We start from the raw sequence: 24313 nt of genomic DNA, 5'->3' as shown, positions 1-24313 counted from the left end.
AGGCATCCGCGATGTGTTCTAGATGTCCCGGAAGATCTCGATCTGCGCCCCGATCGAGTTGAGCCGCTCCGCCAGATCCTCGTAACCGCGGTTGATGACATACACGTTGCGCAGCACGGACGTGCCCTCCGCCGCCATCATCGCGAGCAGGACGACCACGGCGGGCCGCAGCGCCGGCGGGCACATCATCTCGGCGGCCCGCCAGCGGGTCGGGCCCTCGACCAACACCCGGTGCGGGTCGAGGAGTTGGAGCCGGCCGCCGAGGCGGTTGAGGTCCGTGAGGTAGATCGCGCGGTTGTCGTAGACCCAGTCGTGGATGAGGGTCTGCCCCTGTGCGACCGCCGCGATCGCCGCGAAGAACGGCACGTTGTCGATGTTCAGGCCGGGGAACGGCATCGGGTGGATCTTGTCGATCGGCGCCTCCAGTTTGGAGGGCCGGACCGTGAGGTCCACCAGGCGCGTACGGCCGTTGTCCGCGACGTACTCCGGTGTGCGGTCGTGGTCGAGGCCCATCTCCTCCAGGACCGCGAGCTCGATCTCCAGGAACTCGATGGGCACCCGGCGGACCGTCAGCTCCGACTCGGTGACGACGGCGGCGGCCAGCAGGCTCATCGCCTCGACCGGGTCCTCGGAGGGGGAGTAGTCCACGTCGACGTCGATGGTCGGCACGCCGTGCACGGTGAGCGTGGTGGTGCCGATGCCCTCGACCTTGACGCCGAGTGCCTCCAGGAAGAAGCACAGGTCCTGGACCATGTAGTTCGAGGACGCGTTGCGGATGACCGTGACGCTCTGGTGGCGGGCGGCGGCCAGCAGCGCGTTCTCGGTGACGGTGTCGCCGCGCTCGGTCAGCACGATCGGCCGGTCGGGGGAGACGGCCCGGTCGACCTGCGCGTGGTAGAGGCCCTCGGTCGCGGCGATGTCCAGGCCGAAGCGGCGCAGCGCGATCATGTGCGGCTCGATCGTGCGCGTGCCGAGGTCGCAACCGCCCGCGTACGGCAGCTTGAAGCTGTCCATGCGGTGCAGCAGCGGGCCGAGGAACATGATGATCGAGCGGGTCCGGCGGGCGGCCTGCGCGTCGATCGACTCCATGTCCAGCTCGGCCGGCGGCACGATCTCCAGGTCGACGCCGTCGTTGATCCAGCGGGTGCGCACGCCGATCGAGCCGAGTACCTCCAGAAGGCGGTACACCTCCTCGATCCGCGCGACCCGGCGCAGCACCGTGCGCCCCTTGTTGAGGAGCGAGGCGCACAGCAGTGCCACGCACGCGTTCTTGCTGGTCTTCACATCGATCGCGCCGGACAGCCGGCGACCGCCGACCACCCGCAGATGCATCGGACCGGCGTAGCCCAGAGAGACGATCTCGCTGTCCAGGGCTTCACCGATTCGAGCGATCATCTCAAGGCTGATGTTTTGGTTGCCGCGCTCGATGCGATTGACGGCGCTCTGACTGGTGCCGAGCGCCTCGGCGAGCTGCGTCTGTGTCCAGCCCCGATGTTGCCGGGCGTCACGGATGAGCTTGCCGATACGTACGAGGTAGTCGTCTGCCATGAGGCCGAGGTTATCTCAGATATGAGATGGCGCCTCCTGGGGGGTCCATTCGAGTGACGACCGGTCAGCAGTCCTGCCGGCTGCTGCCAGTGGCTGCTGTCAGTCGTCCTTCTTGGTGCGCGTCTTGCGCCACCCGAACGGCCCGGGCAGGTTCATCGATGTCGTACGGCGCCCCGAGGTGCTGCGCGTGTAGCGCGGGCCGCGCTTGCCGCCTGTCGTGAACGACAGGGACCCCTTGTTGATGTTCAGCCGAAGCCAGGGAAGGATCCGGAAGCTCTTACGGAACGTGAGCGGCATACCCGCCCCCTTTCGTCTGGCACCGGGTACCCCGAAGTCGGCCAATCATCCGAGGACAAAAGGGAGTTGCTCACTCCTCCCCGTTGTCCCTGTTGTCCTCGTTGTCCTCGTTGTCTCCGAGCCGGAAGTGCCAGATGACGACGACCGGCGATTCGTCCAGGGCGGCGGCGGACGCCTCGGGATCCCAGTGCAGGAGGTCCCAGGACATCCACGTGGGCAGCGGGTCCGGGGCGGCGCCGGGATCGAGGGAGCGGCGTGGGCGGCAGGGCTCCTCGCAGTGCTGGACCCGGAATCCGAGCGGGAGGGCGGCCGAGAGGTATGCGCTGAGCGGGCGGTGGTACTCGGTGAGCAGGGTCGCGCGGCCGTCCGGGCCGGCGCGCCGGGGGAGGGCGGGCCGGAGGTAGGGCGACATGACGTGCGCGTCGGAGATCACGAGATGCCCGCCGGGACGCAGCACCCGCGCGAACTCGGCCAGCACGGCCGCCAGATCGGGGACGTGGGTCAGCGCGAGCGCGCAGAGGACGGTGTCGACCGCGTCGTCGGGAAGCGGCAGTCGATGCAGGTCGGCCTCGCGGAGGTCGACGTCCGGCAGCCGCTCCCGGGCCCGCGCGAGCATCTCCGGGGAGGCGTCGACGCCGATGGCACGGTGGCCGAGCCGGTGCAGATGGGCGGTGTGCCGGCCGGTGCCGCACGCGGCGTCCAGTGCCGTGCCGACGGGCAGGCCGTCCAGGATGCGCCGGACGACGGGTTGCTCGATGTCGATCATCTGGTTGCCGGGGGAGTCGTAGTGCGGGGCCCAGTCCTGATAGACGTCGGCCGTGCTGATCGCGCCGGGGACAGCCGTGACGCCCTCCGCGTCGGCGAGCTCCGGGGTGTCCAGCAGCCTGCGGATCTCGGTGATCCGGGTCTCGACGAAGGCCTGGTCGGCGCTTCTCTCCCGGAAGCCGCGCAGCAGGGCGGCACCCTCAAGTCCCAGCAGGTACCCGAGCGGGCTCAGATAGGTCACTCCGGGGACGGTACGGATGCGGGGCGCGTCGGCTCCACCGGTTTTCGCGGCGTCGATGGACCCTGCCGACGGGTCCGGGCATGACCAGCCCGCCCCCATGTACTAGAGTTATCTCGACATCGAGATATCTGCCGAGGTGCACCGCAGCCGCACACTCCGCCGATCCCAGTAGTAAGGCTTACCTAACTTAGCCTGACCTTAGCGGATCGGCCAAGACGTCGTAGCGGCAGGATGCGGTGGGAACGCGCACATCAATGAAGGAGACTGTCGTGTCGGCGAACAGCTTCGACGCCCGCAGCACGCTGCAGGTGGGCGACGAGTCGTACGAGATCTTCCGCCTGGACAAGGTGGAGGGCTCGGCCCGGCTCCCCTACAGCCTTAAGGTCCTGCTGGAGAATCTGCTCCGCACCGAGGACGGCGCGAACATCACCGCCGATCACATCCGCGCCCTCGGCACCTGGGACTCGCAGGCCCAGCCGTCGCAGGAGATCCAGTTCACGCCGGCCCGTGTGATCATGCAGGACTTCACCGGCGTGCCCTGCGTGGTGGACCTCGCGACCATGCGTGAGGCCGTGAAGGAGCTGGGCGGCGACCCGGCGAAGATCAACCCCCTCGCGCCGGCCGAGCTGGTCATCGACCACTCCGTCATCGCGGACAAGTTCGGCACCCACGAGGCGTTCGCGCAGAACGTCGAGCTGGAGTACGGCCGCAACCGCGAGCGCTACCAGTTCCTGCGCTGGGGCCAGACCGCGTTCGACGAGTTCAAGGTCGTCCCGCCGGGCACCGGCATCGTCCACCAGGTCAACATCGAGCACCTGGCCCGTACGGTCATGGTCCGCAACGGACAGGCCTACCCCGACACCCTCGTCGGCACCGACTCGCACACCACGATGGTCAACGGCCTCGGTGTGCTGGGCTGGGGCGTCGGCGGCATCGAGGCCGAGGCCGCGATGCTCGGCCAGCCGGTGTCGATGCTCATCCCGCGCGTCGTCGGCTTCAAGCTCACGGGCGAGCTGACCCCGGGCACCACCGCCACGGACCTCGTGCTCACCATCACCGAGATGCTGCGCAAGCACGGCGTCGTCGGCAAGTTCGTCGAGTTCTACGGCGAGGGCGTCGCCGCCACCTCCCTCGCGAACCGCGCCACCATCGGCAACATGTCGCCGGAGTTCGGTTCCACCGCCGCGATCTTCCCGATCGACGACGAGACCCTGAAGTACCTGCGCCTGACCGGCCGTGACGAGCAGCAGGTCGCGCTCGTCGAGTCGTACGCCAAGGAGCAGGGCCTCTGGCTGGACCCGGCCGCCGAGCCCGACTTCTCCGAGAAGCTGGAGCTGGACCTCTCGACGGTCGTCCCGTCGATCGCGGGCCCGAAGCGCCCGCAGGACCGCATCGTCCTCGCGAACGCCTCCGAGCAGTTCAAGAGCGACGTGCGCAACTACGTCGCCGACGACGACGAGGCGGGCAAGGAGTCCTTCCCGGCCTCCGACTCCCCGGCCGCCAGCAACGGTGTGCCGAGCAACCCCGTCACGGTGACCGCCCCCGACGGCTCGACCTACGAGCTGGACCACGGCGCGGTGACGGTCGCGGCCATCACCTCCTGCACCAACACCTCGAACCCGTACGTCATGGTCGCCGCCGCGCTCGTCGCGAAGAAGGCCGTGGAGAAGGGTCTGACGCGGAAGCCCTGGGTCAAGACCACCCTCGCGCCCGGCTCCAAGGTCGTCACCGACTACTTCGACAAGGCGGGGCTCACCCCCTACCTCGACAAGGTCGGCTTCAACCTCGTCGGCTACGGCTGCACCACCTGCATCGGCAACTCCGGCCCGCTGCCGGAGGAGGTCTCCAAGGCCGTCAACGACCATGACCTGGCCGTGACTTCGGTGCTCTCCGGCAACCGCAACTTCGAGGGCCGGATCAACCCGGACGTCAAGATGAACTACCTGGCGTCCCCGCCGCTGGTCGTCGCGTACGCCCTCGCGGGCTCCATGAAGGTGGACATCACCAAGGACGCGCTCGGCGTCGACCAGGACGGCAAGCCGGTCTACCTCGAAGACATCTGGCCGACCGAGGCCGAGGTCAACGACGTCGTCGCCAACTCCATCGGCGAGGACATGTTCAACAAGTCCTACGCCGACGTCTTCGCGGGCGACGCCCAGTGGCAGGCGCTGCCCATCCCGGAGGGCAACACCTTCGAGTGGGACGCCCAGTCGACCTACGTCCGCAAGCCCCCGTACTTCGAGGGCATGACGATGGAGACCACCCCGGTCTCGGACATCGACGGCGCCCGCGTCCTGGCCAAGCTCGGCGACTCGGTGACGACGGACCACATCTCGCCCGCCGGTGCCATCAAGGCCGACACCCCGGCCGGCAAGTACCTCACCGAGCACGGCATCGAGCGGCGTGACTTCAACTCCTACGGCTCCCGCCGAGGCAACCACGAGGTCATGATCCGCGGCACCTTCGCCAACATCCGCCTGCGCAACCAGGTCGCGCCCGGCACCGAGGGCGGCTTCACCCGCGACTTCACGCAGGCGGACGCCCCCGTCTCCTTCATCTACGACGCCTCGCGCAACTACATCGAGCAGGGCATCCCGCTGGTCATCCTGGCCGGCAAGGAGTACGGCTCCGGCTCGTCCCGCGACTGGGCCGCCAAGGGCACCGCGCTCCTCGGCGTCAAGGCCGTCATCGCCGAGTCGTACGAGCGCATCCACCGCTCGAACCTCATCGGCATGGGCGTCGTCCCGCTCCAGTACCCGGCGGGCCAGACCGCCGAGTCCCTCGGTCTGACCGGCGAGGAGTCCTTCTCCGTCGCCGGCATCACCGAGCTGAACGAGGGCACCACCCCGAGCACGGTCAAGGTCACCACCGACACCGGCGTGGAGTTCGACGCGGTCGTCCGCATCGACACCCCCGGCGAGGCCGACTACTACCGCAACGGCGGCATCCTCCAGTACGTGCTGCGCAACCTGATCCGCAACTAGCGGCTACAGCAAGGCAGTTGAGGGCCGCATCCCCGGCGACGGGGGTGCGGCCCTCCGCGTCTGTCCGCCGCAGGTCCGCGGAGGTCATCGCCAGGACTCAGGTGGAACACAGGGTTCCCCCAGCGGACGGGGACAGAATCGGGACATGACTGGCACATCGGGGTCCCGCGGCAGCCGTGTCCGCGTGCTCATCGTCGACGACGAGCCCGCGCTCACCGAGCTGCTCTCCGTCGCGGTCACCGAGGCCGGCTGGCGGCCCTACCCCGCGCCGGACGGACACAGCGCGCTGCGCATCGCCCGCGGCTGCGCCCCGCACGCCGTCGTCCTCGACGGCATGCTGCCCGACCTCGACGGCATCCAGGTCCTGCGCAGACTCCGCTACGAGAACCCCCGGCTGCCCGTCCTCATGCTCACCGCCCGCGACGCGATCGAGCACCGCCTCGACGGCCTCGAAGCGGGCGCCGACGACTACGTCACCAAACCCTTCTCCCTGGAGGAGGTCGTCCTGCGGCTGCGCGGACTGCTGCGCCGGGCGGGCGGCGAACGCACCCCGTCCGACGACTCCGTACGGGTCCTCGGCGACCTCGTCCTGACCGGCGAAACCCGCGAGGTACGGCGCGCCGGTGAGCCGGTCCAGCTCACCGCCAAGGAGTTCGACCTGCTCACCCTGTTCCTGGACCATCCCCGCCAGGTGCTGAGCAAGGCGCAGATCCTCGACCAGGTGTGGAGCAGCTGCTTCGACGGCGGCGGCAACCTCGTCGAGGTCTACATCTCCAGCCTCCGCCGGAAGATAGACCGGGGCCGCGCTCCGATGATCCACACCGTGCGCGGGATGGGATACGCCCTACGGCCCGTGGAGGACGCCAGATGAACCTCCGAATCCGCAACCTCCGAACCCGCAACCGAGGCCGCCTGCACGGCCGTTCACTGCGCACCCGCCTCCTCCTCTTCATCAGCGCCACCCTGTTCGTCGTGTGCGCCGCGATGTCCCTCACCACCGTCCTCGTCCAACGCGCCTATCTGCTGGGCGACCTGGACGACCGGGTGGGCAACGCCGCCGAACGCAGCCTGGGCGGCGCCGAACACCACCCGGACTTCGACGGGGACCTCGGGTTCCTCATGGAGAACGGCCACGCCGTCGGGACGCTCGCCGCACGGTTCGACGACAAGGGCTCGGTCATCGCCGCGGCCGTCGTCAGCCAGGACGCCCCGCCGCAGAACCTCACCACCGCCCAGCGCGAGGCCCTCGCGGGCATCACGGCCGACGGCGCGATGCACACCCGGACCGTGCCGGGCTTCGGCACCTACCGGCTCACGGCGCTCAACCACAATGGGGTCAAGGTCCTCACCGGCCTCCCGATGGACGACGTACAGGACATGATCAGCGGTCTGGTGGTGGCCGAGGCGGTCGTCGCCCTCGCCGGCCTGACCGTCGCGGGCTGCCTGTGCGCGGTCGTCATACGACGGCAGCTACGGCCGCTGGGCCGGGTCGCCGCCACCGCGGTCGAGGTCTCCCGCTCGCAGCTCGGGCACGGCGAGGTCACCGCGCTCACCCGGGTGCCCGAGCGGGACACCGACCCCGGCAGCGAGGCCGGCCAGGTCGGCGCCGCGCTCAACCGCATGATCGACCATGTCGAGTCCTCGCTCGCCGAACGCCAACGCAGCGAGGAGCAGATGCGCCGCAGCGAGGAACGCATGCGCCGCTTCCTCGCCGACGCCAGCCATGAACTCCGCACCCCGCTCGCCTCGATCGCGGGCTACGCCGAGCTGATGAACCGCGGCACCGACCGCATCGAACCGGGCCTCGCCTGGCGCCGGGTCACCGCCGAGTCGGCACGCATGACGGGCCTCGTGGAGGACCTCCTGCTGCTCGCCCGGCTCGACGAGGGCCGGCCCTTGCAGTCCGCCGAGGTGGACCTCGCGGCGCTGCTCGCCGAGGCGGTGTGGGACGCCCGAGCGGCCGGCACCGGCCACGACTGGCAGCTCCAACTGTCCCTGGACGCCCCGGCGTTGGTCATCGGCGACGAGGCCCGCCTGCACCAGGTGCTGGCCAACCTGCTGGCCAACGCGCGTATGCACACCCCCGTCGGCACGACGGTCACGGCGAGCGTCGAGGCCACCGCCGCCCGCACCGTCGCAATCCGGGTACGCGACGACGGCCCGGGCATCCCCCCGGCCCTCCTCCCCACGGTCTTCGAACGCTTCACCCGCGCCGACGCCTCCCGCGCCCGCGCAGGCGGCAAGGAGGGCGGCTCCGGCCTCGGCCTCGCCATCGCGACGGCGATCACCGGAGCCCACGGCGGCCGCATCGACGTGACCAGCGTCCCGGGCCGCACGGAGTTCACCATCGAACTCCCCGCCGCCGCCACCGAACTCCCGCCCGCAGAACAGGCGATGCGCGCACGGACGGCGCCGGTCTAGAAGAGCACCGGGCGCCGGACGGACGCGCATCACCGTCGTCGCCGTAGACCTACGGCGTCGTCGTGAACGAGTCGAAGTCGGCCTCGCCGGTCGTGCCCGAGGCGTGTGAGGTCTGGGTGAGGCCGACGTCCTGGGTGGCCGCTGCCGTCGGGACGTCGATGGTGCCGACCAGGTTCCACGTGGCGTTGTCGGTCGAGTAGTAGCCGCTGTACGAGGTGCCGTCGCGGACGAGCTTCAGCCACGACGGGTAGGCGGCGGTGCCGGCGGAGTCCTGCGAGTCGAGCTTTCCGTCGCCGTCGCTGTCCCAGTCGAGGAGGTAGCCGTTGCCCGGGGTCGCGACCAGGGCCACGTACCCGGGGGAGGTGTTGGACTGGGTGATGTCGTTGCGGACCATGATCCCGGCCTTGGCCCAAACATCCGTGTCCGACTGGGAGTTGAGCTTCACGGTCGTCACCGAACCGTCGTGCTCGGCACCCGGCAGATAGATCGAGCCGTATTCGTTGGTGCCGTTGTACAGGTCCGCGCCCTGCGCCCGGATGCCGAGTTGGGTGCCGGACTCGCTGAAGCTCGCGGTGGTGGACGCGAACGTCCGGTACGGGGCGGTCACTTGGTGGTTGACGGTGATCGTGTCACCGGCGGTGAGGCGGGTCTTCCCCGCCGACCGGAAGCGGTAACTCGCCGTCCCCTGGAAGTCGTTGGCGGCGAAGAGCTTCGCCGAGGGCGGGATGGACACGGAGTACGTGACCTTCAGCGCGTGACCGCCGCGGATCGTCCGGGCCCGGGTCACGTCACGCGTGGTGATCTTCGTGCCGGCCGGCCCGGTGAGGGTCAGATCGGCGTCGGTGATCGACCGCGACCCGTTGTCGGACAGGACGGCGGTCACGGTACGGGTGGTGCTGTCGCTGGGCGCGGGCGCCCAGTCGAGCCCGAACGACACGTCCGGAGCCGCGCCGGTCACCGTGCGGTGGGTGGCGTGAACCCGGTACAGAACCACGCCGTGCGCGGGCACGTTGGCGGCGATCCGGCCCGCCGACTCGGTCAGCCGGTGGCTCCACAGATCCCGCAGGGAGTAGTCGCGCGCCTTGGACAGACCCAGCGCGGACGCGGTCGTGGCCACCTCACGGGGAGCCGACCCGGTGTTGAACAGGCCCACCACGACGTCCCCGTCGGCCTCGGTCTTGGCGAACACCTGCGCGTTCGCGTCCGAGGAGATCCGCTTCGCGTCGATGCCGTCCTGGTCGACCGCGAGGACGTCGGTGTTCTTCAGCAACGCGAGGTCGGCCGGGTCGAGATGGGTGAGGTCGGTGCCGAGGACGAGCGGCGACGCGGCCAGCGACCACAGACTCATCTGCGTCCTGCGCTCGTCGGGGGTGAGGCCGTTGTTCGCGCCGTTCCCGATCTCCAGGGAGTCGTAGTCGTTGTAGCCGCCGGGACCGCCGTACGGTGCCCAGGCCGCGACCTGGTCGAAGCGCGAGGCGATGGAGGCCCAGGTCGTCAGGGGGTAACTGCTGTCGTCCGGACCGCAGTAGCACTCGATGTCGCCGCCGGTGCGCCAGCCGTTGGAGAGCTTCTTCCAGGTGGCCGCGTTGCTGATGTCGAGGTTGTTGGACAGCTCCAGGTGGATCGGCCGCCCAGTGTGATGCAGGGCGTCCGACCAGGCCTGGACGTCCTGTTGGTCGGACGTGCCGACACCGTCGATCTTCAGATAGTCGATGCCCCACCCGGCGAACTGACCGGCCCACGAGTCGATGAAGGACTGCGCACCGGGCTTGGTGTAGTCGATGCCCACCATGCCGCCGCAGTTGTAGTTGCTCTCCGTCGTCGTGGTGGCGATGTCCCGCGCGTGGTACGGCGTTCCCTTGATCTCGGTGTTCTTGGCGACCGCCTGCTGCGAGATGCCGGGCGTGACGTACAGGCCGAACTTCAGCCCCAGGGAGTGGACATAGTCGGCCACGACCTGGACGCCGTTCTCGCTACCGCGCGGCGGGAACTTCACCGGGTCGGTGACCCAGCGGCCGTACTGGTCGACGTCCGGCCCCTGACTGCCCGGGCACTGGTACCAGAAGTCGTCGACGTTGGCGTAGACGAACCCGTTCTTCGCGAGGCCGCTGGTCTTGAGAGCCTTCGCCTGCGCCTCGATGGTCTGCGCGGTCGGATCGCGCCGCACAAAGCTCCAACTGCTCCACCCCAGCACGGGTTTGAGCCCGACACCGTTGTCATCGGCCCGCGCGGAATGGCCGCCGGTCGCGGTGATCCCCATGGTGAGCAGCAGCGCTCCGGTGAACGCGGCCAGTACACCGCGGATCTGTCTTCTCATGAGCTGTTCCTCCATCGCAACGCCCACTCGACTCAGAAAACGTCAAGAACCAACCCCGTGGACGCGACAAGTGAACATGACCGAACGCCAGTCACCACATGGCGCGCTCGGTCAAGACTGGGTCAAGTCTGTGGGGTCACTGTGGCGCCGGCCGCACGGCCACCCAGCAACCGCGCCTGCTCCAGCTTCAGTTCACCGAAACCCCGCCGTGCGTACGCGGCCAACTCCGCGCTCGGGAACGCGACCAGCGACAGGTGTTCTGAGAAGTCGCCCAGCGCCCAGCGCGCCGCGGTGATCTCGTATCCGGCCGCGTGCGCGCACAACTCCAGCAGCAGCGGCGGCATCTCCGGCTCGCGCAGCAGATCCGCCCGCCCGACGACGAGTTCGCGCATCTCCCGCAGCACCGGCAGGAAAACGGTCGTCACCCACAGCCGCCACTCGGCGAGTTCCTCGTCGGTCGGCGGAGTCCCGTCGCTGAAGGGCGAGACGCCTCCGGGCCGGGCATGCCGCTCCACGAACGCGGCGAAGGTGCGGGCGTTGGCCTCCGTCAGTGCGAGCAACGGCCCATAGAAATCCCCGAGTTGGCGATTGACCCGGGCCAGCCGCTCCTGCCGCTGGGTCAACCGCAGGCCGTTGAGGTACGTGGCGGCATACCCGGCGAAGGCCAGTGCGACCGTGACGACGACTGCGATCATGCCGGGATCGTACGAGACCCGGCTCCGGACAAGCCCGCCCCCACCGCCACTTCGCATGCCGCCAGACGTTTACAGCCTCCCCAGTCCGCGCTAACTTCACGGGCAAGTGGGGTGGGAGCGCTCCCACCCGCCCGACGGTCCGGAACCCGCCGGGTGGCAGGGTCGCCCCACCCCACGTATCCACCTCCGCACGTTCCTCGCACCCGCCGACCGAAGGGACGTAGAAGTGTCATGCTTATGACAAATCCAACCCCAACTCCCCACGCGGTGCCGCGATTACCGCGCCCCACTCCCCGCCGAGCCCTCTTCCTCGTCCTCCTGGCCCTGCTCACCACCGTCCCCGCCCTGGCCCTGATCCTCGCCACGGGTGGCCGCGCGGAGGCGCACGGCACCCCCATGAAACCCGGCAGCCGCACCTTCCTCTGCTGGCAGGACGCGCTGACCGACACCGGCGAGATCAAACCGATCAACCCGGCCTGCAAGGCGGCTCAGCAGGTCAGCGGTACAACGCCGTTCTACAACTGGTTCTCCGTGCTGCGCTCCGACGGCGCCGGCCGCACCCGGGGCTTCGTGCCGGACGGTTCGCTGTGCAGCGGTGGCAACCCTAACTTCACGGGCTTCGATCTCCCGCGCGACGACTGGCCGTTGACGCATCTGACCTCCGGCGCGACGGTCGACTTCTCGTACAACGCCTGGGCGGCGCACCCGGGTTGGTTCTACGTCTACATCACCAAGGACGGCTTCGACCCGACGAAGACGCTCACGTGGGACGCCATGGAGGACACTCCGTTCCTCACGGTCGACCACCCGCCGCTCAACGGCACGCCGGGCACAGTCGAGGCCAACTACTCCTGGACCGGGCAGCTTCCGGCGAACAAGTCGGGGCGGAACATCGTCTACATGGTGTGGCAGCGCTCGGACAGCGCGGAGACCTTCTACTCCTGCTCGGACGTCGTGTTCGACGGCGGCAACGGCGAGGTGACGGGTATTCACGACCCGGGCAACCCCACCGACCCGGTACCCGGCGTCTGTTCGGCGACCAGGCACACGACGGGAACCTGGCCCGGCGGCTACCAGTCCGAGGTGACCGTCACCAACTCCGGTGACGTCCCGATGCTCGGCTGGATGGTCAACTGGGCACTCCCGGCAGGCCAGTCGGTCGCCAGCCTCTGGAACGGCAACGCGACCTACGCCGGCCAGGACGTGATGGTCCACAACGCCGACTGGAACGGCTCACTGAGTCCGGGGCAGAGCGCCACCTTCGGCTACGTCGTGAACGGCGACGGCGGAGACACGGCAACTACCCTGCCCTGCCAGGTCGGTTGAGCCTGATGCTGAGCTCGGGGCGGATCCGGTGGTCGGGGGCCACCGGATCCGCGAGCCGGACAGGCAATGGGGGTTGAACCTGCCCGGGTGGTGCGTGGCTTGGGGCGACACTGCGGTGCGACAACGTTGTCGAATGGTCTGCATATGACTCTACCGCCCCAACGGACAACGATGTCAAGCCAGTTGGCCTGCGGACGCCGTCCGAGTGGCCGGCCCGCGTGCCCTCACCGGCCCACGCGCTCTTCCGTGGTACGGGTGGCGCACGTTACTGTCCCTGCGGCTTGTGCGACCTGTGGTGCGCGACCCGTCCGAAGGAGGAGGGGCCGCGTCATGCGTTTCCGTCCCATGTCCCTGTGGCTCGCCGCCGCACTCGCGCTCGGCGGCGCCACCCCCGCCCTGGCGGCCACCACCGCCCCGCCACAACTCGTCAAGGACCCCACCGCCTACGTCGATCCGCTGATCGGCACCAAGAACGGCGGCAACGTCTTCCCGGGCGCCGTCGTGCCCTTCGGCATGCTCTCCTGGAGCCCGGAGAACACCAGAGGCAGCGCGACCAGCACCGCCGCACCAGGCGGCTACCAGTACGACGCCACCCGCATCCGCGGCTTCAGTCTCACCCACATGTCCGGCACGGGCTGCGCGGGCGGCAGCGGCGACATCCCGTTCTACCCGTACGCCGGTGAGGTCACCTCGTCCCCGGCGAGCGACACCAAAGATGCCGTCTACGCCTCCGACTTCAGCCACACCGACGAGACCGCCGAACCCGGCCACTACAAGGTGGGCCTCGCCTCAGGCGTCACCGCCGACCTCACGGCGACGGCCCGCACCGGCTCCGGCCGCTTCACCTACCCGGCCGACAAGCCCGCCTCGCTGCTGATCCGCACCGCCAACTCCGAGGTGGGCTCCACCGATTCGTCGGTCACCATCGACCCGAAGACCAACACGGTCTCCGGCTCGGTCACCTCCGGCAACTTCTGCGGCTACCTCGACCCCGAGGGCCAACGCGCCTACTACACCCTGTACTTCACGGCCACCTTCGACCGCGCCTTCAAGTCCACCGGCACCTGGCAGGACGACAAGCTGACCCCGGGGTCGACGAACACGACCGGTGGCACGGGCGGGTTCAGCACCGGCGGCCGTCCCGTCGCCGGCAAGGGCGCGGGCGGCTACGTCGAGTTCGAGCCCGGCACCGGACCGGTCGGCGTCAAGGTCGGTATCTCGTACGTCAGTCAGGCAGGCGCCAAGGCCAACCTCAAGGCGGAGAACCCGCCGAAGCGCTCCTTCGACGCCGTCGAGGACGCGGCCCACCGCGCCTGGCGCGACCAGCTCGGCGCGATCAAGGTCGGCGGCGGCACCGACACCGAGCGCACCACCTTCTACACCGCGCTCTACCACTCCCTCCTGCACCCGAACGTCATCAGCGACGCCGACCGCAGATACACCGGCAGCGACGGCAAGGTGCACAAGGTGAGCCGGGGGCATCAAGCGCAGTACGGCACCTTCTCCGGGTGGGACATCTACCGGTCGCAGGTCCAACTGCTCACGCTCCTCAGTCCCCGTACCGGCTCGGACATCGCGCAGTCCCTCTACGAACTCGCCCAGCAGAACGGGGGAGTCTGGGACCGCTGGCTGCACGGCGCGAGCGGCACCCACGTCATGAACGGCGACCCCTCACCCACCGCCCTGGCCGGCATCCGCGCCTTCGGCGGCACCGACTTCGACCTGAAGGGGGCCCTCGCTTCCCTCGTCCAGGCGGCGACCGTACCGACCGCAGGGGACCTGTCCTCCTCGGGCAAGCCGGTGCTCTCGGTGGGCCAACGCCCGTCCCTGGACAAGTACTTGAACCTGCACTACATGCCGTCCGTGTCCAATGCCTGGGGCGGCGCCGCCGAGACGCTGGAGATGTCCACGGCGGACTTCGCGCTCTCCCAACTCGCCACGGCGGCGGGGAAGAAGAGCACGGCGGCCGACTTCGCCCAGCGCGCTCAGTGGTGGCAGAACAACTTCAACATCGCCGCCGACCCCACCGGCGGCTACATCGCCAACCGCAAGGCGGACGGCAGTTGGGTCACCGGCTTCACCCCGGGCACCGGCAACGGCTTCGTGGAGGGCACGGCCGCCCAGTACACCTGGATGGTCCAGCACAACCCCGCCGGCCTCTTCGCGGCGATGGGCGGCACGGACAAGGCGCTCGCCCGCCTCGACTCCTTCTTCCATGAGGCGGACGGGAGTTGGTCCTTCACGGGCAGCGGCGGCGACAAGTCCGAGCTGGACAACGAGCCGTCCGTCAACGTCCCCTACCTGTACGACTACGCGGGAGCACCCTACAAGACCCAGGAGACGGTCAGGGCGGCCATGAAGCAGCTCTGGACGACCGACCCGGCCGGCATCCCCGGCAACGACGACCTCGGCGAGATGTCGTCCTGGTACGTCTTCTCCGCCCTCGGCATGTACCCCCAGGTCCCCTCCCGCGCCGAACTCACCCTCGCCTCCCCGCTGTTCGAGCGCATCGAGATCAAGCGCCCGCACGGCAACGACATCTCCATCCGCGCGCAGGGCGCCGCGACCGACGCCCCGTACATCCAGTCCCTGAAGGTCAACGGCCGTAGCACGCAACAGCCTTGGCTCTCGTCCTCCATCGTCCGCAACGGCGGCACCCTCGACTACACCCTCTCCACCACCCCGAACCGCGCCTGGGGCAGCGATCCCGCCGACGCCCCGCCGTCCTTCCGCACCGGCGAACAGCCGTACCAGATCGGCGTCGGCCCGACCGCCGCGACCCTCGCGCCCGGCGAGACCACCAAGGTCAACATCAAGGCCCTGTCCTTGAGCGGCGGCACCGGACCCGAGGTCCGCTACAGCGTCGAGACGCCCGCCGGAGTCACGGCGACTCCCGCCCAGGGCACGGTCGTCGACGGCTCCCAGGACATCACCCTGACCGCCGCCACCGACGTCCAGCAGGGCTTCTACGACGTGAAGGTCACCGTCACCTCGGGCAGTACGTCGTACGAGCAGCCGGTGTCCCTGACCGTGGCCGCGCCCGGCACCCTCCTCGCCGCCTACAACAACACCGGTGTCTCCGACGACACCGGCGAGCACGACGAGGCGGACTACGACGGGGGCGGCTGGAGCTACTCCCTCCAGGCGCTGGAGGCGGCCGGGCTGACCCCGGGCGGCACGGGCACGGTGAACGGCCTCGGCTTCACCTGGCCCAGCTCGCCGAACGGGCGCCCCGACAACGTCTCCGCGGCCGGTCAGACCGTCCAACTTCCGCAACCCGCAAGCACGTTGTCCTTCGTGGGCAGCGCGGTCAACGGCAACCAGCAGACCAAGGCGACCGTCACCTACACCGACGGCAGCACCGACGCCGTCGACCTGTCCTTCACGGACTGGACGGTCGGCGGGGGCGGCGGCACCGTGCAGTACGGCAACGTGGTCGTCGCCAGGACCGCGTACCGCAATGTCGCGGGTGCGGACAAGGATCCGGTAGCCACCTATGTGTTCGCCACCAAGCCGTTCGCGGCACCCTCGGGCAAGACCATCAAGAGCGTGACACTTCCGGACGACCCGGATCTCCATGTGTTCACCCTTGCGGTGAACTGACGTCCAAAATATGTGCCCCCGCCCGTTCTGGTGGCGGGGGCACATCGGCGCGTGCGAGCATCCGCAGATGGTGAAACGGCCGCACATGCCCGAGGAGTTCCGGGCCGAAGCCCGTACGGCCTTCGCGTTCCTGGTGGGGGACGAGGGCTTCGCGCCGCCGGAGGACATAGACGGCGGCCTGCGCTATCTGCGCGGGGATCTGATGGTGCGCGTCTGGTTCCTGGGCGGCGCCGAATCGGAGGTCCTGACACGACTGATCCCCCTGGCGCCTGACGGCACCAGGGGGAGCGGGGCCTGGCTGGACGACCTGTACGCGGCCGCCGCGTGCGGTCCGGCCCAGGACGTCCCCGTCTTCGCGTCGACCAGGAGAGGCGTGCTCAGACGGGTTCACCAACACGCGGAGGCGTTGCGGAAACTGCTGCCCCGCCTCCCCGTGTCGTGAGGTGGTCTCAGGCCAGGAGTTCCACCTCCGCGAGCGTCGAGGAACTGTCCAGGACCAGGCGGTAACGCGCGTACGAGCCAGGTGACTTGACTGAGAAGACGCGCGTCTGCTTGTCCCAGGTGAAGGACTCGCCGGAGCGTTTGTCGAGCGTCTTCCACTTGGTGCCGTCGGTAGAGCCCTGGAGGGTCCAGCCGGTCGGTGCCTGCGTGTGGTCCTTCGACGACGTCAGCGTGTACTGGACGCCCTTGGTGGCCTTGGCGATCGGCAGGTCCACCGAGGTCACCGTCGCGTCCGTGGCCGACGTGTTGTCGAACAGGGGCCCGACACCGGCGAGTTGGTCGGTGCGGGGCGTCGGCACCTTGTCGTTCTTGGTGATCGACACCGGCGCCGCGTTCTTGCCGCTGCCCCACGACGAGGGCTTGGAGCCCATGGAGAAGTCCAGGACTCCGCCCTTCTCCAACAGGGAGTGGGGGAGTGAAGTCTTCGTCCAGTTCTGGCCGTTGACCTTCAGACCCTGCACGTAGATGTTCTTCGTGCTGTTCTTCGGCGCCTTGACGACCAGGTCCTTGCCGTTCTCCAGGTGCACGGTCGCCTTGGTGAACAGCGGGGAGCCGATGGCGTATTCGCCACTGCCCATCACCAGCGGGTAGAAGCCGAGCGCGGAGAAGAGGTACCAGGCCGACTGCTCGCCGTTGTCCTCGTCGCCGTGGTAGCCCTGCCCGATCTCGCTGCCGGTGTAGAGCCGCGAGAGCACCTCGCGCACGTCCTTCTGCGCCTTCCAGGGCTCGCCGGCCGCGTCGTACATGTACGTGACGTGGTGGGCGACCTGGTTGGAGTGCCCGTACTGGCCCATGCGGACGTCCCGCGCCTCCGTCATCTCGTGGATGACACCGCCGTAGGAACCGGCGTTGGTGGGCGAGGCGGTCTCCGGGGTGGTGAAGTACTGGTCGAGCTTGTCACCGAGGGCCTTCTGGCCGCCGTAGAGGTTGGCGAGGCCCTTGCTGTCCTGCGGGACGGTGAAGGCGTAGCCCCAGCCGTCGGTCTCCGTGTAGTCGTAGCCCCAGATCTTCGGGTCGTAACTCGCCGAGTCCACCCGCCAGTTGCCCTGGGCGTCCTTGCCCTGGAAGAACCCGGCCTGCTTGTCGAAGAGGTTCACGTAGTCCTGGGCGCGGTTGAGGAAGTACTCGGACTCCTCCTTGTAGTGCTTCTCGCCGGTCTTCTTGTAGAGGGCCTGGCCCATCTTGGCGATGCCGTAGTCGTTGACATAGCCCTCCATCGCCCAGGAGAAGCCCTCACCGGTGTCGGTGCTGGTGTAGCCGAGGAAGGGCGAGGTGGTCATGCCCTTGCGGCCGACGCCGGACGCCGGCGGGACGACGGTCGCATTCTTCACGGCCGCGTCGTAGGCCGACTTGGCGTCGAACTTCACGCCCTTGACGTACGCGTCCGCGAACGCGACGTCCGAAGACGTGCCCGTCATCAGGTCCGCGTAGCCGGGCGAGGACCAGCGCGAGGTCCAGCCGCCGTCCTTGTACTGCTGCACGAACCCGTCGACCATCTCACCCGCCTGACTGGGCGTCAGGAACGAGTAGGCGGGCCAGGTCGTCCGATAGGTGTCCCAGAAGCCGTTGTTGACGTACACCTTGCCGTCGACGATCTTCGCGCCGGTGTGCGTCGGAGTGTCCTGGCTCGTCATCGGGGAGAACGGCGACGCGTACTGGTACGTCGAACCGACCTTCTCGAAGCCGGAGTTGGGGTACAGGTACAGCCGGTACATGCTGGAGTACAGCGTCGTCAGCTGGTCCGGGGTCGCCCCCTCCACCTCGACCTTGCCGAGCAGCTTGTCCCACACCTTCTGGGCCTGCTGCTTGACGGTGTCGAAGGAGGTGCCGTCCGGGATCTCCTGGCGCAGGTTGTCCTTCGCCTGGTCCACGCTGATCAGCGAGGTGGCCAGACGCAGGGTGACCGTGTGGTCGGCGCCCGGCTTGAACTTCAGATAGCCCTTGACGCCGCTGGAGGAGCCGTCCGTCACGGGCGCGTCGAACGTGCCGTAGACGAAGAGCCGCGTAGCGCCGGTGGACAGCCCGGACTTGACGTCCGAGTAGCCGGTGACGGTCCCGTTGGTCTTGTCGAGGGTCAGGCCCGCCTGCTCGGTGACGTTGTCGAAGATCACGCTCGCGTCGTCGCCGGGGTAGGTGAAGCGCAGCGAGGCCGCGTGGTCGGTCGGGGCCATCTCGGCCTTCAGACCGTTCTCGAACGTGACGCCGTAGTAGTACGGGCGCGCGGTCTCGTTCTCGTGCTTGAACGCCAACTCCCGTGCCGTCGGGTCGGTGTTGGGCGTACCCGACGCGGCCGACGGCATCACCTGGAAGGTCTGCCGGTCGCCCATCCAGGGGCTGGGCTCGTGGCTCAGGCTGAGCGCCTGGAGCGTCGGCAGGTTGTCGTCGTTGTTCGCGCGTGCGTAGTCGTAGAGCCAGCTGAGTGACGACGAATTCGTCACCGGCGTCCAGAAGTTGAAGCCGTGCGGCAGCGCGGCCGCGGGGAAGTTGTTGCCGCGCGAGAAGCTGCCGCTGGAGTTGGTGCCCCGGGTGGTCAGCGCGTAGTCGGACAGATGCGCCTTCGGCTTCTCGGGCGCGACCGTCTTGAGGCTCACGTCGTCCAGCCAGCCGCGGAACTTCGCCGGGCCACCGGGGGAGTCGTAGTCCAGCAGGATCCGGTCGACGGTCTTGCCGGCCGCGACCGAACCGATCCGCGAGAGGACGTTGTTCCACTGGTTGACGTAGAGGATCTTCGCCGCGCCCTGCCCCTGCGGAGTCAGCGCGAAGCCGTGCGAGTCCGTCGCGCCGAGGTCACTGAGGTAGGTGCCGTCGGTGAAGGCGAGGTCGACGGAGACGTTCGTGGCGTCGTAGTCGAGGTCGCCGTCGGACATCTGCGGGAAGAGCCGGTAGGAGAGCGCGGTGTCCCGGCCGACCGGCACGTTCACGTCGAAGACCTTGTTGTACGAGTAGGCCCGCCCTGTGGCCGTGTGACGGCCCGCGTAACGCAGTGCGCGCTTCCCGGTGAAGCCGGCCCCCGCCTTGGCCGTGGGGGAGCCGCTGGGGCCCCGGTCGACCAGCGAGAGCATGTCCTCGGGGATCGGGGCGGTGCTCCCGCCCGTCGAGAACTGGACGTCGGCGAGTTGCAGGATGCCGCTCGCGCCGTTGTTCTTCGTGATGTCGAGCCGGAAGTGCTGGTACTCGGCCGGCTCGGCGAGGTCGTACGACTTCGTCTGGAACCGGTCGGCGAAGGTCTCGCCGGAGCGGGTGTCCAGGGTCTTCCAGTCCTTGCCGTCCGTCGAGCCCGACAGCGTCCAGTCCCGCGGATCGCGTTCGGCGAAGTCGTTCGCCGAAGTCAGGGCGTACGTCAGTATCTTGGCCGGCTTGTCGAGGTCGAACTCGACCCAGCCGGTGGGCTCGAAGGTCAGCCACTTGGTGCCGGACTCGCCGTCGACGAGGTTCTCCTTCACCTCCCCGCCGCCGGTGTTCTCGGAGCTGGCCCGGACGTCGGTGACATGGTCGGTCACATTGCCGGGGATGCCGGTGCTGTAACCGCCGTCGACGCCCGAGGCCCGCTTGGAGCCGTCCGGCGCGGTGTCGACCGTGTTCAGCCAGTCCGGTGCCGGGTCTCCCGACTCGAACGAGGAGGCGAACTCCCCGCCGGTCGGGGCCTTCGCCGGGAGGGCGATCGCCGCCCCCTGTGAACCCACGAGCAATGTCAGTGCGGCGGTCGACACGACCGCCGTACCCCACCATCTGTGATGCATACGAGGGCATCCTCCCTGCACGCTGGACAACGTTGTCAGCTTCGATGCGCAAGGAACAGTAGGGAGTCAAGTGGCCTGGTGTGTCAAGGGTGTTGAGTGAGGCATTCGAGGGCAATAACGGGGATTTCTCCGTCATCGAACACACAGGGCGTTCATATTTCCGCGAGGTCTCACTTCGGAAAAGACCGACAACCCACCCTGCATTCGATCTTGCTCTGTCGACCGGAAGTGGACTATACCTGTCGCGTTCGACACCGCTCTCGCAGCAGCACGCACGAAGTACCTCCTGCACGACCAAGCTCGACCTGACCGCGGTGCCGGGGAGGATCCGGTTCACCGCCTGAGTCCTGTTGAAGGCGAGGACTTGAGCATGGGATCCACTTCCGCCGAGAACAACAACGGTTCCGATTACACCGGCGCACCGGATGTCGGCCGCCGAGACCTGATCAAGAGGTCGGCCGCACTCGGCCTGATCGCCGTACCCACGATGAGTTTCCTTTCGGCCTGTGCGAGCAGCGACAGCGGCTCGGACAAGAAGGCCACGGCGGGCACGAAGACCGCGAAGAACCCGCTGGCGGTGAACGCCACCGCGCAGATGGAGTTCGTGCTCTTCGACGGCGGCTTCGGAAAGGAGTACGCCGAGGACGCCGTCAAGATCTACGAGAAGGACTTCCCCAAGGCGAAGGTCAAGTTCTCCGCCACGCAGAAGATCCAGTCGACGCTTCAGCCCCGCTTCAACCAGGGCACCCCGCCGGACCTGATCGACAACTCCGGTGCCGAGCAGATGGACATGGGCGTCCTGGCCGGCAAGAAGCAGCTCACCGACCTCACCCCGCTGCTGGACGCGCCCTCCTACGACGACCCGTCGAAGAAGGTCCGCGACACCCTCCGGCCCGGCATCGTCGAGATGGGCCAGCTCGACGGCGACCCGGTCTGGATCATGTACTACGCCTACACGGTGTACGGCGTCTGGTACTCGCAGAAGGCCCTGGACTCGCTCGACGAGAAGTACCCCGAGACCTGGGACCAGATGCTGGCGGTCTGCGAGAAGGCCAAGAAGAAGGGCATGGCGGGCTGGACGTACGCGGGCAAGTACCCGTACTACCTCCCCTTCTCGCTCTACCCGATGATCGGCAAGGTCGGCGGCCGCGAGGTCCTCGACGCGATCGACAACCTGGAGCCGAACGCCTGGAAGCACCCGGCCGTCAAGGCCTGTTTCGAGGCGTACTACGAGCTCTTCAAGAAGGGCTACATCCTCAAGGGCACGCCCGGCATCGACCACATCCAGTCGCAGACCGCGTGGGCCCAGGGCAAGGCGCTGTTCATCCCGAACGGCTCCTGGGTGGAGAACGAGTCGGCCAACGTCATCCCCAAGGACTTCAACCTCGCGGTCTCCGCGCCGACCGGCATCGACAGCTCCGACAAGCTGCCCTTCGGCACCATCTGGGCGTCCGGCGGTGAACCCTTCATCGTCCCGGCCAAGGGGGCGAACACGGCGGGCGGCATGGAGCAGTTGCGCATCATGCTCAGCGAGGCATCCTCGAAGAACTTCACCAGCAAGGTGAAGTCGCTGACCGCGTACAACGGCGGCACCTCCGGGATCACCCTCACCCCGGGCCTCACGTCCGGCGTGGCGGCCCTGAAGCTGGCCGGTGCCAACGTGCTGAACCCGCGCCTCCAGGACTGGTACGTGCAGCTCCAGAAGGAGCAGATCGGCGTGGCGGGCCTCGGCGAGATGATGGCCGGTCGGGCCACCCCGGCGGAGACCATCAAGAAGATCCAGGGCTACGCGGACGCGACCGCCAAGGACACGTCGATCAAGCACTACAAGCACCAGTGAGGATCCGTCACCAGCGGCGGCGCCCGCCCAGAGAACGGGGTCGGTAGCAATGCAGCACGGCAAGTACCGGTTCATCGTGGGGTTCCTGACGGTTCCCCTCGGGCTGTACGCGCTCTTCGTCGTATGGCCGTTCATCCAGTCCATCTACTATTCGTTCACGGACTGGACGGGGCTGAGCCCGGAATTCAAAATGGTCGGCTTCGACAACTACAAGAGAATGTTCCACGACGAGATCTTCTGGAAGTCGTTGCAGCACAGTCTCTTGTTCGCGTTGGTGCTGCCGCTGGTGACGATCAGTCTGGCGCTGTTCTTCGCGTTCATGATCAACGTGGGGGGACGGCGCCGGGTGGGCGGCCCGGTGATCTCGGGTGTCCGCGGCTCCTCGTTCTACAAGATCGTCTATTTCTTCCCGCAGGTTCTGTCGATCGCGATCGTCGCCCTGTTGTTCGCCTTCGCGTACAACCCGGACAGCGGCGCCATCAACTCCCTGCTGCGCGGCATCGGGCTCGGCAGTCTCCAGCCGCTGTGGCTGGGTGATCCGAGCCTCGCCCTGTGGTGTGTGATGGCGGTCCTCGTCTGGTCCTCGGTCGGCTTCTTCGTGGTCCTCTTCTCCGCCGGTATGGCGTCCATTCCGGCGGAGTTGTACGAGGCGGCGCTGCTCGACGGCGCCAACCGGATGACCACGTTCTTCCGGCTCACCCTGCCGCTGCTGTGGGACACGGTGATGTCCGGCTGGGTCTACATGGGCATCCTCGCGCTGGGCGCCGAGTCGTTCGCGGTCGTACAGATCATGACGACCGGTCCCGGCGGTCCCGACTACTCGACCACCGTCCTGGTCCTGTACGTGTACCAGAAGGCGTTCCGGGACGGACAGGCCGCCTACGCGACCACCATCGGCGTCGCCCTGCTCGTCGTCACGCTGGCCTTCGCCGCCATCGTGATGCGACTGGGCCGCCGTGAGCGGCTGGAGTTCTGATCACATGAAGACGACCGAGACCCCCGCCCCCGTGCCGGCCGAGTCCGGTGTCCCCGTCGCCAAGGTCGGCGCACCGGACGGGAATTCGCCGAAGCGGAAGAAGAAAGAGGGCTCCGTCCTCAACGCCTTCTCGCACGGCATGCTCATCCTGTGGGCGTTCATGGTCGTCCTGCCGCTCGCGTGGGCCGTGATGACGTCCTTCAAGAGCGACAGCGCGATCTTCAGCTCGCCCTGGGCGCTGCCGGACAAACTGCACTTCGACAACTGGGCGCGGGCCTGGACCGACGCCAACATGAGCGACTACTTCTTCAACACCATTCTGGTGGTGGCGGGTTCACTCGTCGGCACGCTGGTGCTCGGTTCGATGGCCGCGTACGTGCTCGCCCGGTTCGACTTCCCGGGCAACCGCTTCATCTACTTCCTGTTCATCGGCGGCATGAGCTTCCCGATCATGCTCGCCCTGGTCCCGCTGTTCTACGTCGTCAACAACATGGGACTGCTCAACACGATCCACGGTCTGATCCTGGTCTACATCGCGTACTCGCTGCCGTTCACGGTCTTCTTCCTGACCGCGTTCTTCCGCACACTGCCCACCTCGGTGGCGGAGGCAGCGTTCGTGGACGGTGCCTCGCACACCCGGACGTTCTTCCAGATCATGCTGCCGATGGCCAAGCCCGGCCTGATCAGCGTGGGGATCTTCAACTTCCTGGGCCAGTGGAACCAGTACATGCTGCCGACGGTCCTGAACACCGACCCGGACAAGCGGGTCCTCACCCAGGGCCTGGTGCAGCTCGCCGCCAGCCAGGGCTACAAGGGCGACTGGTCCGGGCTCTTCGCCGGTCTGGTGATGGCCATGCTGCCGGTGCTCGCGGCCTACATCGTCTTCCAGCGTCAGGTGGTACAGGGCCTGACCGCGGGGGCGCTCAAGTAGCGGCCCGCCCCTGTCTCGTGCGTGCCGCTCCGGGTCTCCGGAGCGGCCTGCACGCATGTGTGCAAGTACCCGGATGCGGTTCAACCTCTTGACGGGAGGCAGCCCGAACAGCTCAGCTTAGAGTTCAC

General features: G+C 68.1%; 15 protein-coding genes. 9 read left to right on the top strand and 6 right to left on the bottom strand.

Features of this window, described 5'->3' with window-relative positions:
* Positions 1 to 18: 18 nt before the first annotated feature.
* The 3 genes from OG194_RS10915 to OG194_RS10905 all read right to left on the bottom strand — a co-directional run bounded on the left by OG194_RS10915 (position 19) and on the right by OG194_RS10905 (position 2851).
* Positions 19 to 1548, bottom strand: a complete 1530-nt coding sequence (locus OG194_RS10915) for a helix-turn-helix domain-containing protein (RefSeq protein WP_327400671.1) — start codon at positions 1546 to 1548, stop codon at positions 19 to 21.
* A 99-nt stretch (positions 1549 to 1647) separates the two neighbouring features.
* A complete protein-coding gene (locus OG194_RS10910) occupies positions 1648 to 1845 on the bottom strand; it encodes a DUF4236 domain-containing protein (protein ID WP_266773474.1) in 198 nt (65 codons plus the stop codon).
* Between the two features lie 70 nt (positions 1846 to 1915).
* Positions 1916 to 2851, bottom strand: coding sequence for a class I SAM-dependent methyltransferase (locus OG194_RS10905; protein WP_327400670.1), 936 nt, complete (start codon positions 2849 to 2851; stop codon positions 1916 to 1918).
* Positions 2852 to 3120: 269 nt separating this feature from the next.
* Between OG194_RS10905 and acnA the strand changes: the two genes are divergently transcribed.
* The 3 genes from acnA to OG194_RS10890 all read left to right on the top strand — a co-directional run bounded on the left by acnA (position 3121) and on the right by OG194_RS10890 (position 8256).
* On the top strand, positions 3121 to 5835 hold the full coding sequence (acnA, locus tag OG194_RS10900; RefSeq protein ID WP_327400669.1) for an aconitate hydratase AcnA: 2715 nt from the start codon (positions 3121 to 3123) through the stop codon (positions 5833 to 5835).
* A 145-nt stretch (positions 5836 to 5980) separates the two neighbouring features.
* The gene (locus OG194_RS10895; protein WP_327400668.1) at positions 5981 to 6706 is read left to right on the top strand and encodes a response regulator transcription factor; all 726 of its coding nucleotides are present in this window, start codon (positions 5981 to 5983) and stop codon (positions 6704 to 6706) included.
* Positions 6703 to 8256 (top strand): sensor histidine kinase, encoded by a 1554-nt coding sequence (locus tag OG194_RS10890; protein WP_327400667.1) that lies wholly within the window; start codon positions 6703 to 6705, stop codon positions 8254 to 8256. Before OG194_RS10895 ends, OG194_RS10890 begins: the two co-directional genes overlap by 4 nt.
* A 49-nt stretch (positions 8257 to 8305) precedes the next feature.
* Here OG194_RS10890 and OG194_RS10885 read toward each other — a convergent pair whose 3' ends face one another.
* Together OG194_RS10885 and OG194_RS10880 are read right to left on the bottom strand one after the other, a co-directional pair.
* Entirely contained in the window at positions 8306 to 10573 is a 2268-nt protein-coding gene (locus tag OG194_RS10885; protein WP_327400666.1) for an NEW3 domain-containing protein, read from the bottom strand.
* Between the two features lie 122 nt (positions 10574 to 10695).
* Positions 10696 to 11268, bottom strand: a complete 573-nt coding sequence (locus tag OG194_RS10880; RefSeq protein WP_327400665.1) for a hypothetical protein — start codon at positions 11266 to 11268, stop codon at positions 10696 to 10698.
* 237 nt (positions 11269 to 11505) lie between these two features.
* Here OG194_RS10880 and OG194_RS10875 point away from each other — a divergent pair, with 237 nt between their 5' ends.
* The 3 genes from OG194_RS10875 (at position 11506) to OG194_RS10865 (ending at position 16639) form a co-directional block, all read left to right on the top strand.
* On the top strand, positions 11506 to 12594 hold the full coding sequence (locus OG194_RS10875; protein ID WP_327400664.1) for a lytic polysaccharide monooxygenase auxiliary activity family 9 protein: 1089 nt from the start codon (positions 11506 to 11508) through the stop codon (positions 12592 to 12594).
* A gap of 330 nt (positions 12595 to 12924) precedes the next feature.
* Complete coding sequence (locus OG194_RS10870) at positions 12925 to 16197, top strand: GH92 family glycosyl hydrolase (protein ID WP_327400663.1); 3273 nt, start codon at positions 12925 to 12927, stop codon at positions 16195 to 16197.
* A 67-nt stretch (positions 16198 to 16264) separates the two neighbouring features.
* Positions 16265 to 16639, top strand: a complete 375-nt coding sequence (locus tag OG194_RS10865) for a hypothetical protein (RefSeq protein WP_327400662.1) — start codon at positions 16265 to 16267, stop codon at positions 16637 to 16639.
* Between the two features lie 7 nt (positions 16640 to 16646).
* Here the strand turns inward: OG194_RS10865 and OG194_RS10860 are convergent, their stop codons facing one another.
* The gene (locus OG194_RS10860; protein WP_327400661.1) at positions 16647 to 20438 is read right to left on the bottom strand and encodes a GH92 family glycosyl hydrolase; all 3792 of its coding nucleotides are present in this window, start codon (positions 20436 to 20438) and stop codon (positions 16647 to 16649) included.
* A gap of 370 nt (positions 20439 to 20808) precedes the next feature.
* On the opposite strand from OG194_RS10860, the gene ngcE reads away from it, so the two are divergent.
* Genes ngcE through OG194_RS10845 form a run of 3 tightly spaced genes read left to right on the top strand, consistent with a single transcriptional unit; the run spans position 20809 to position 24185 of the window.
* Positions 20809 to 22278 (top strand): N-acetylglucosamine/diacetylchitobiose ABC transporter substrate-binding protein, encoded by a 1470-nt coding sequence (gene ngcE / locus OG194_RS10855; protein ID WP_327400660.1) that lies wholly within the window; start codon positions 20809 to 20811, stop codon positions 22276 to 22278.
* Positions 22279 to 22327: 49 nt separating this feature from the next.
* Positions 22328 to 23254 carry a carbohydrate ABC transporter permease gene (locus OG194_RS10850; RefSeq protein ID WP_327400659.1) on the top strand — a complete coding sequence of 309 codons (927 nt, stop codon included), beginning with the start codon at positions 22328 to 22330 and terminating at the stop codon, positions 23252 to 23254.
* A gap of 4 nt (positions 23255 to 23258) precedes the next feature.
* Positions 23259 to 24185 carry a carbohydrate ABC transporter permease gene (locus OG194_RS10845; protein ID WP_327400658.1) on the top strand — a complete coding sequence of 309 codons (927 nt, stop codon included), beginning with the start codon at positions 23259 to 23261 and terminating at the stop codon, positions 24183 to 24185.
* The last annotated feature ends 128 nt before the right edge of the window (positions 24186 to 24313 follow it).

It is taken from the genome of Streptomyces sp. NBC_01288, assembly GCF_035982055.1.
Classification (GTDB): Bacteria; Actinomycetota; Actinomycetes; order Streptomycetales; family Streptomycetaceae; genus Streptomyces.
Note: the sequence above shows the minus strand (reverse complement) of the source record. Positions and strands in the feature narration are given on the sequence as shown.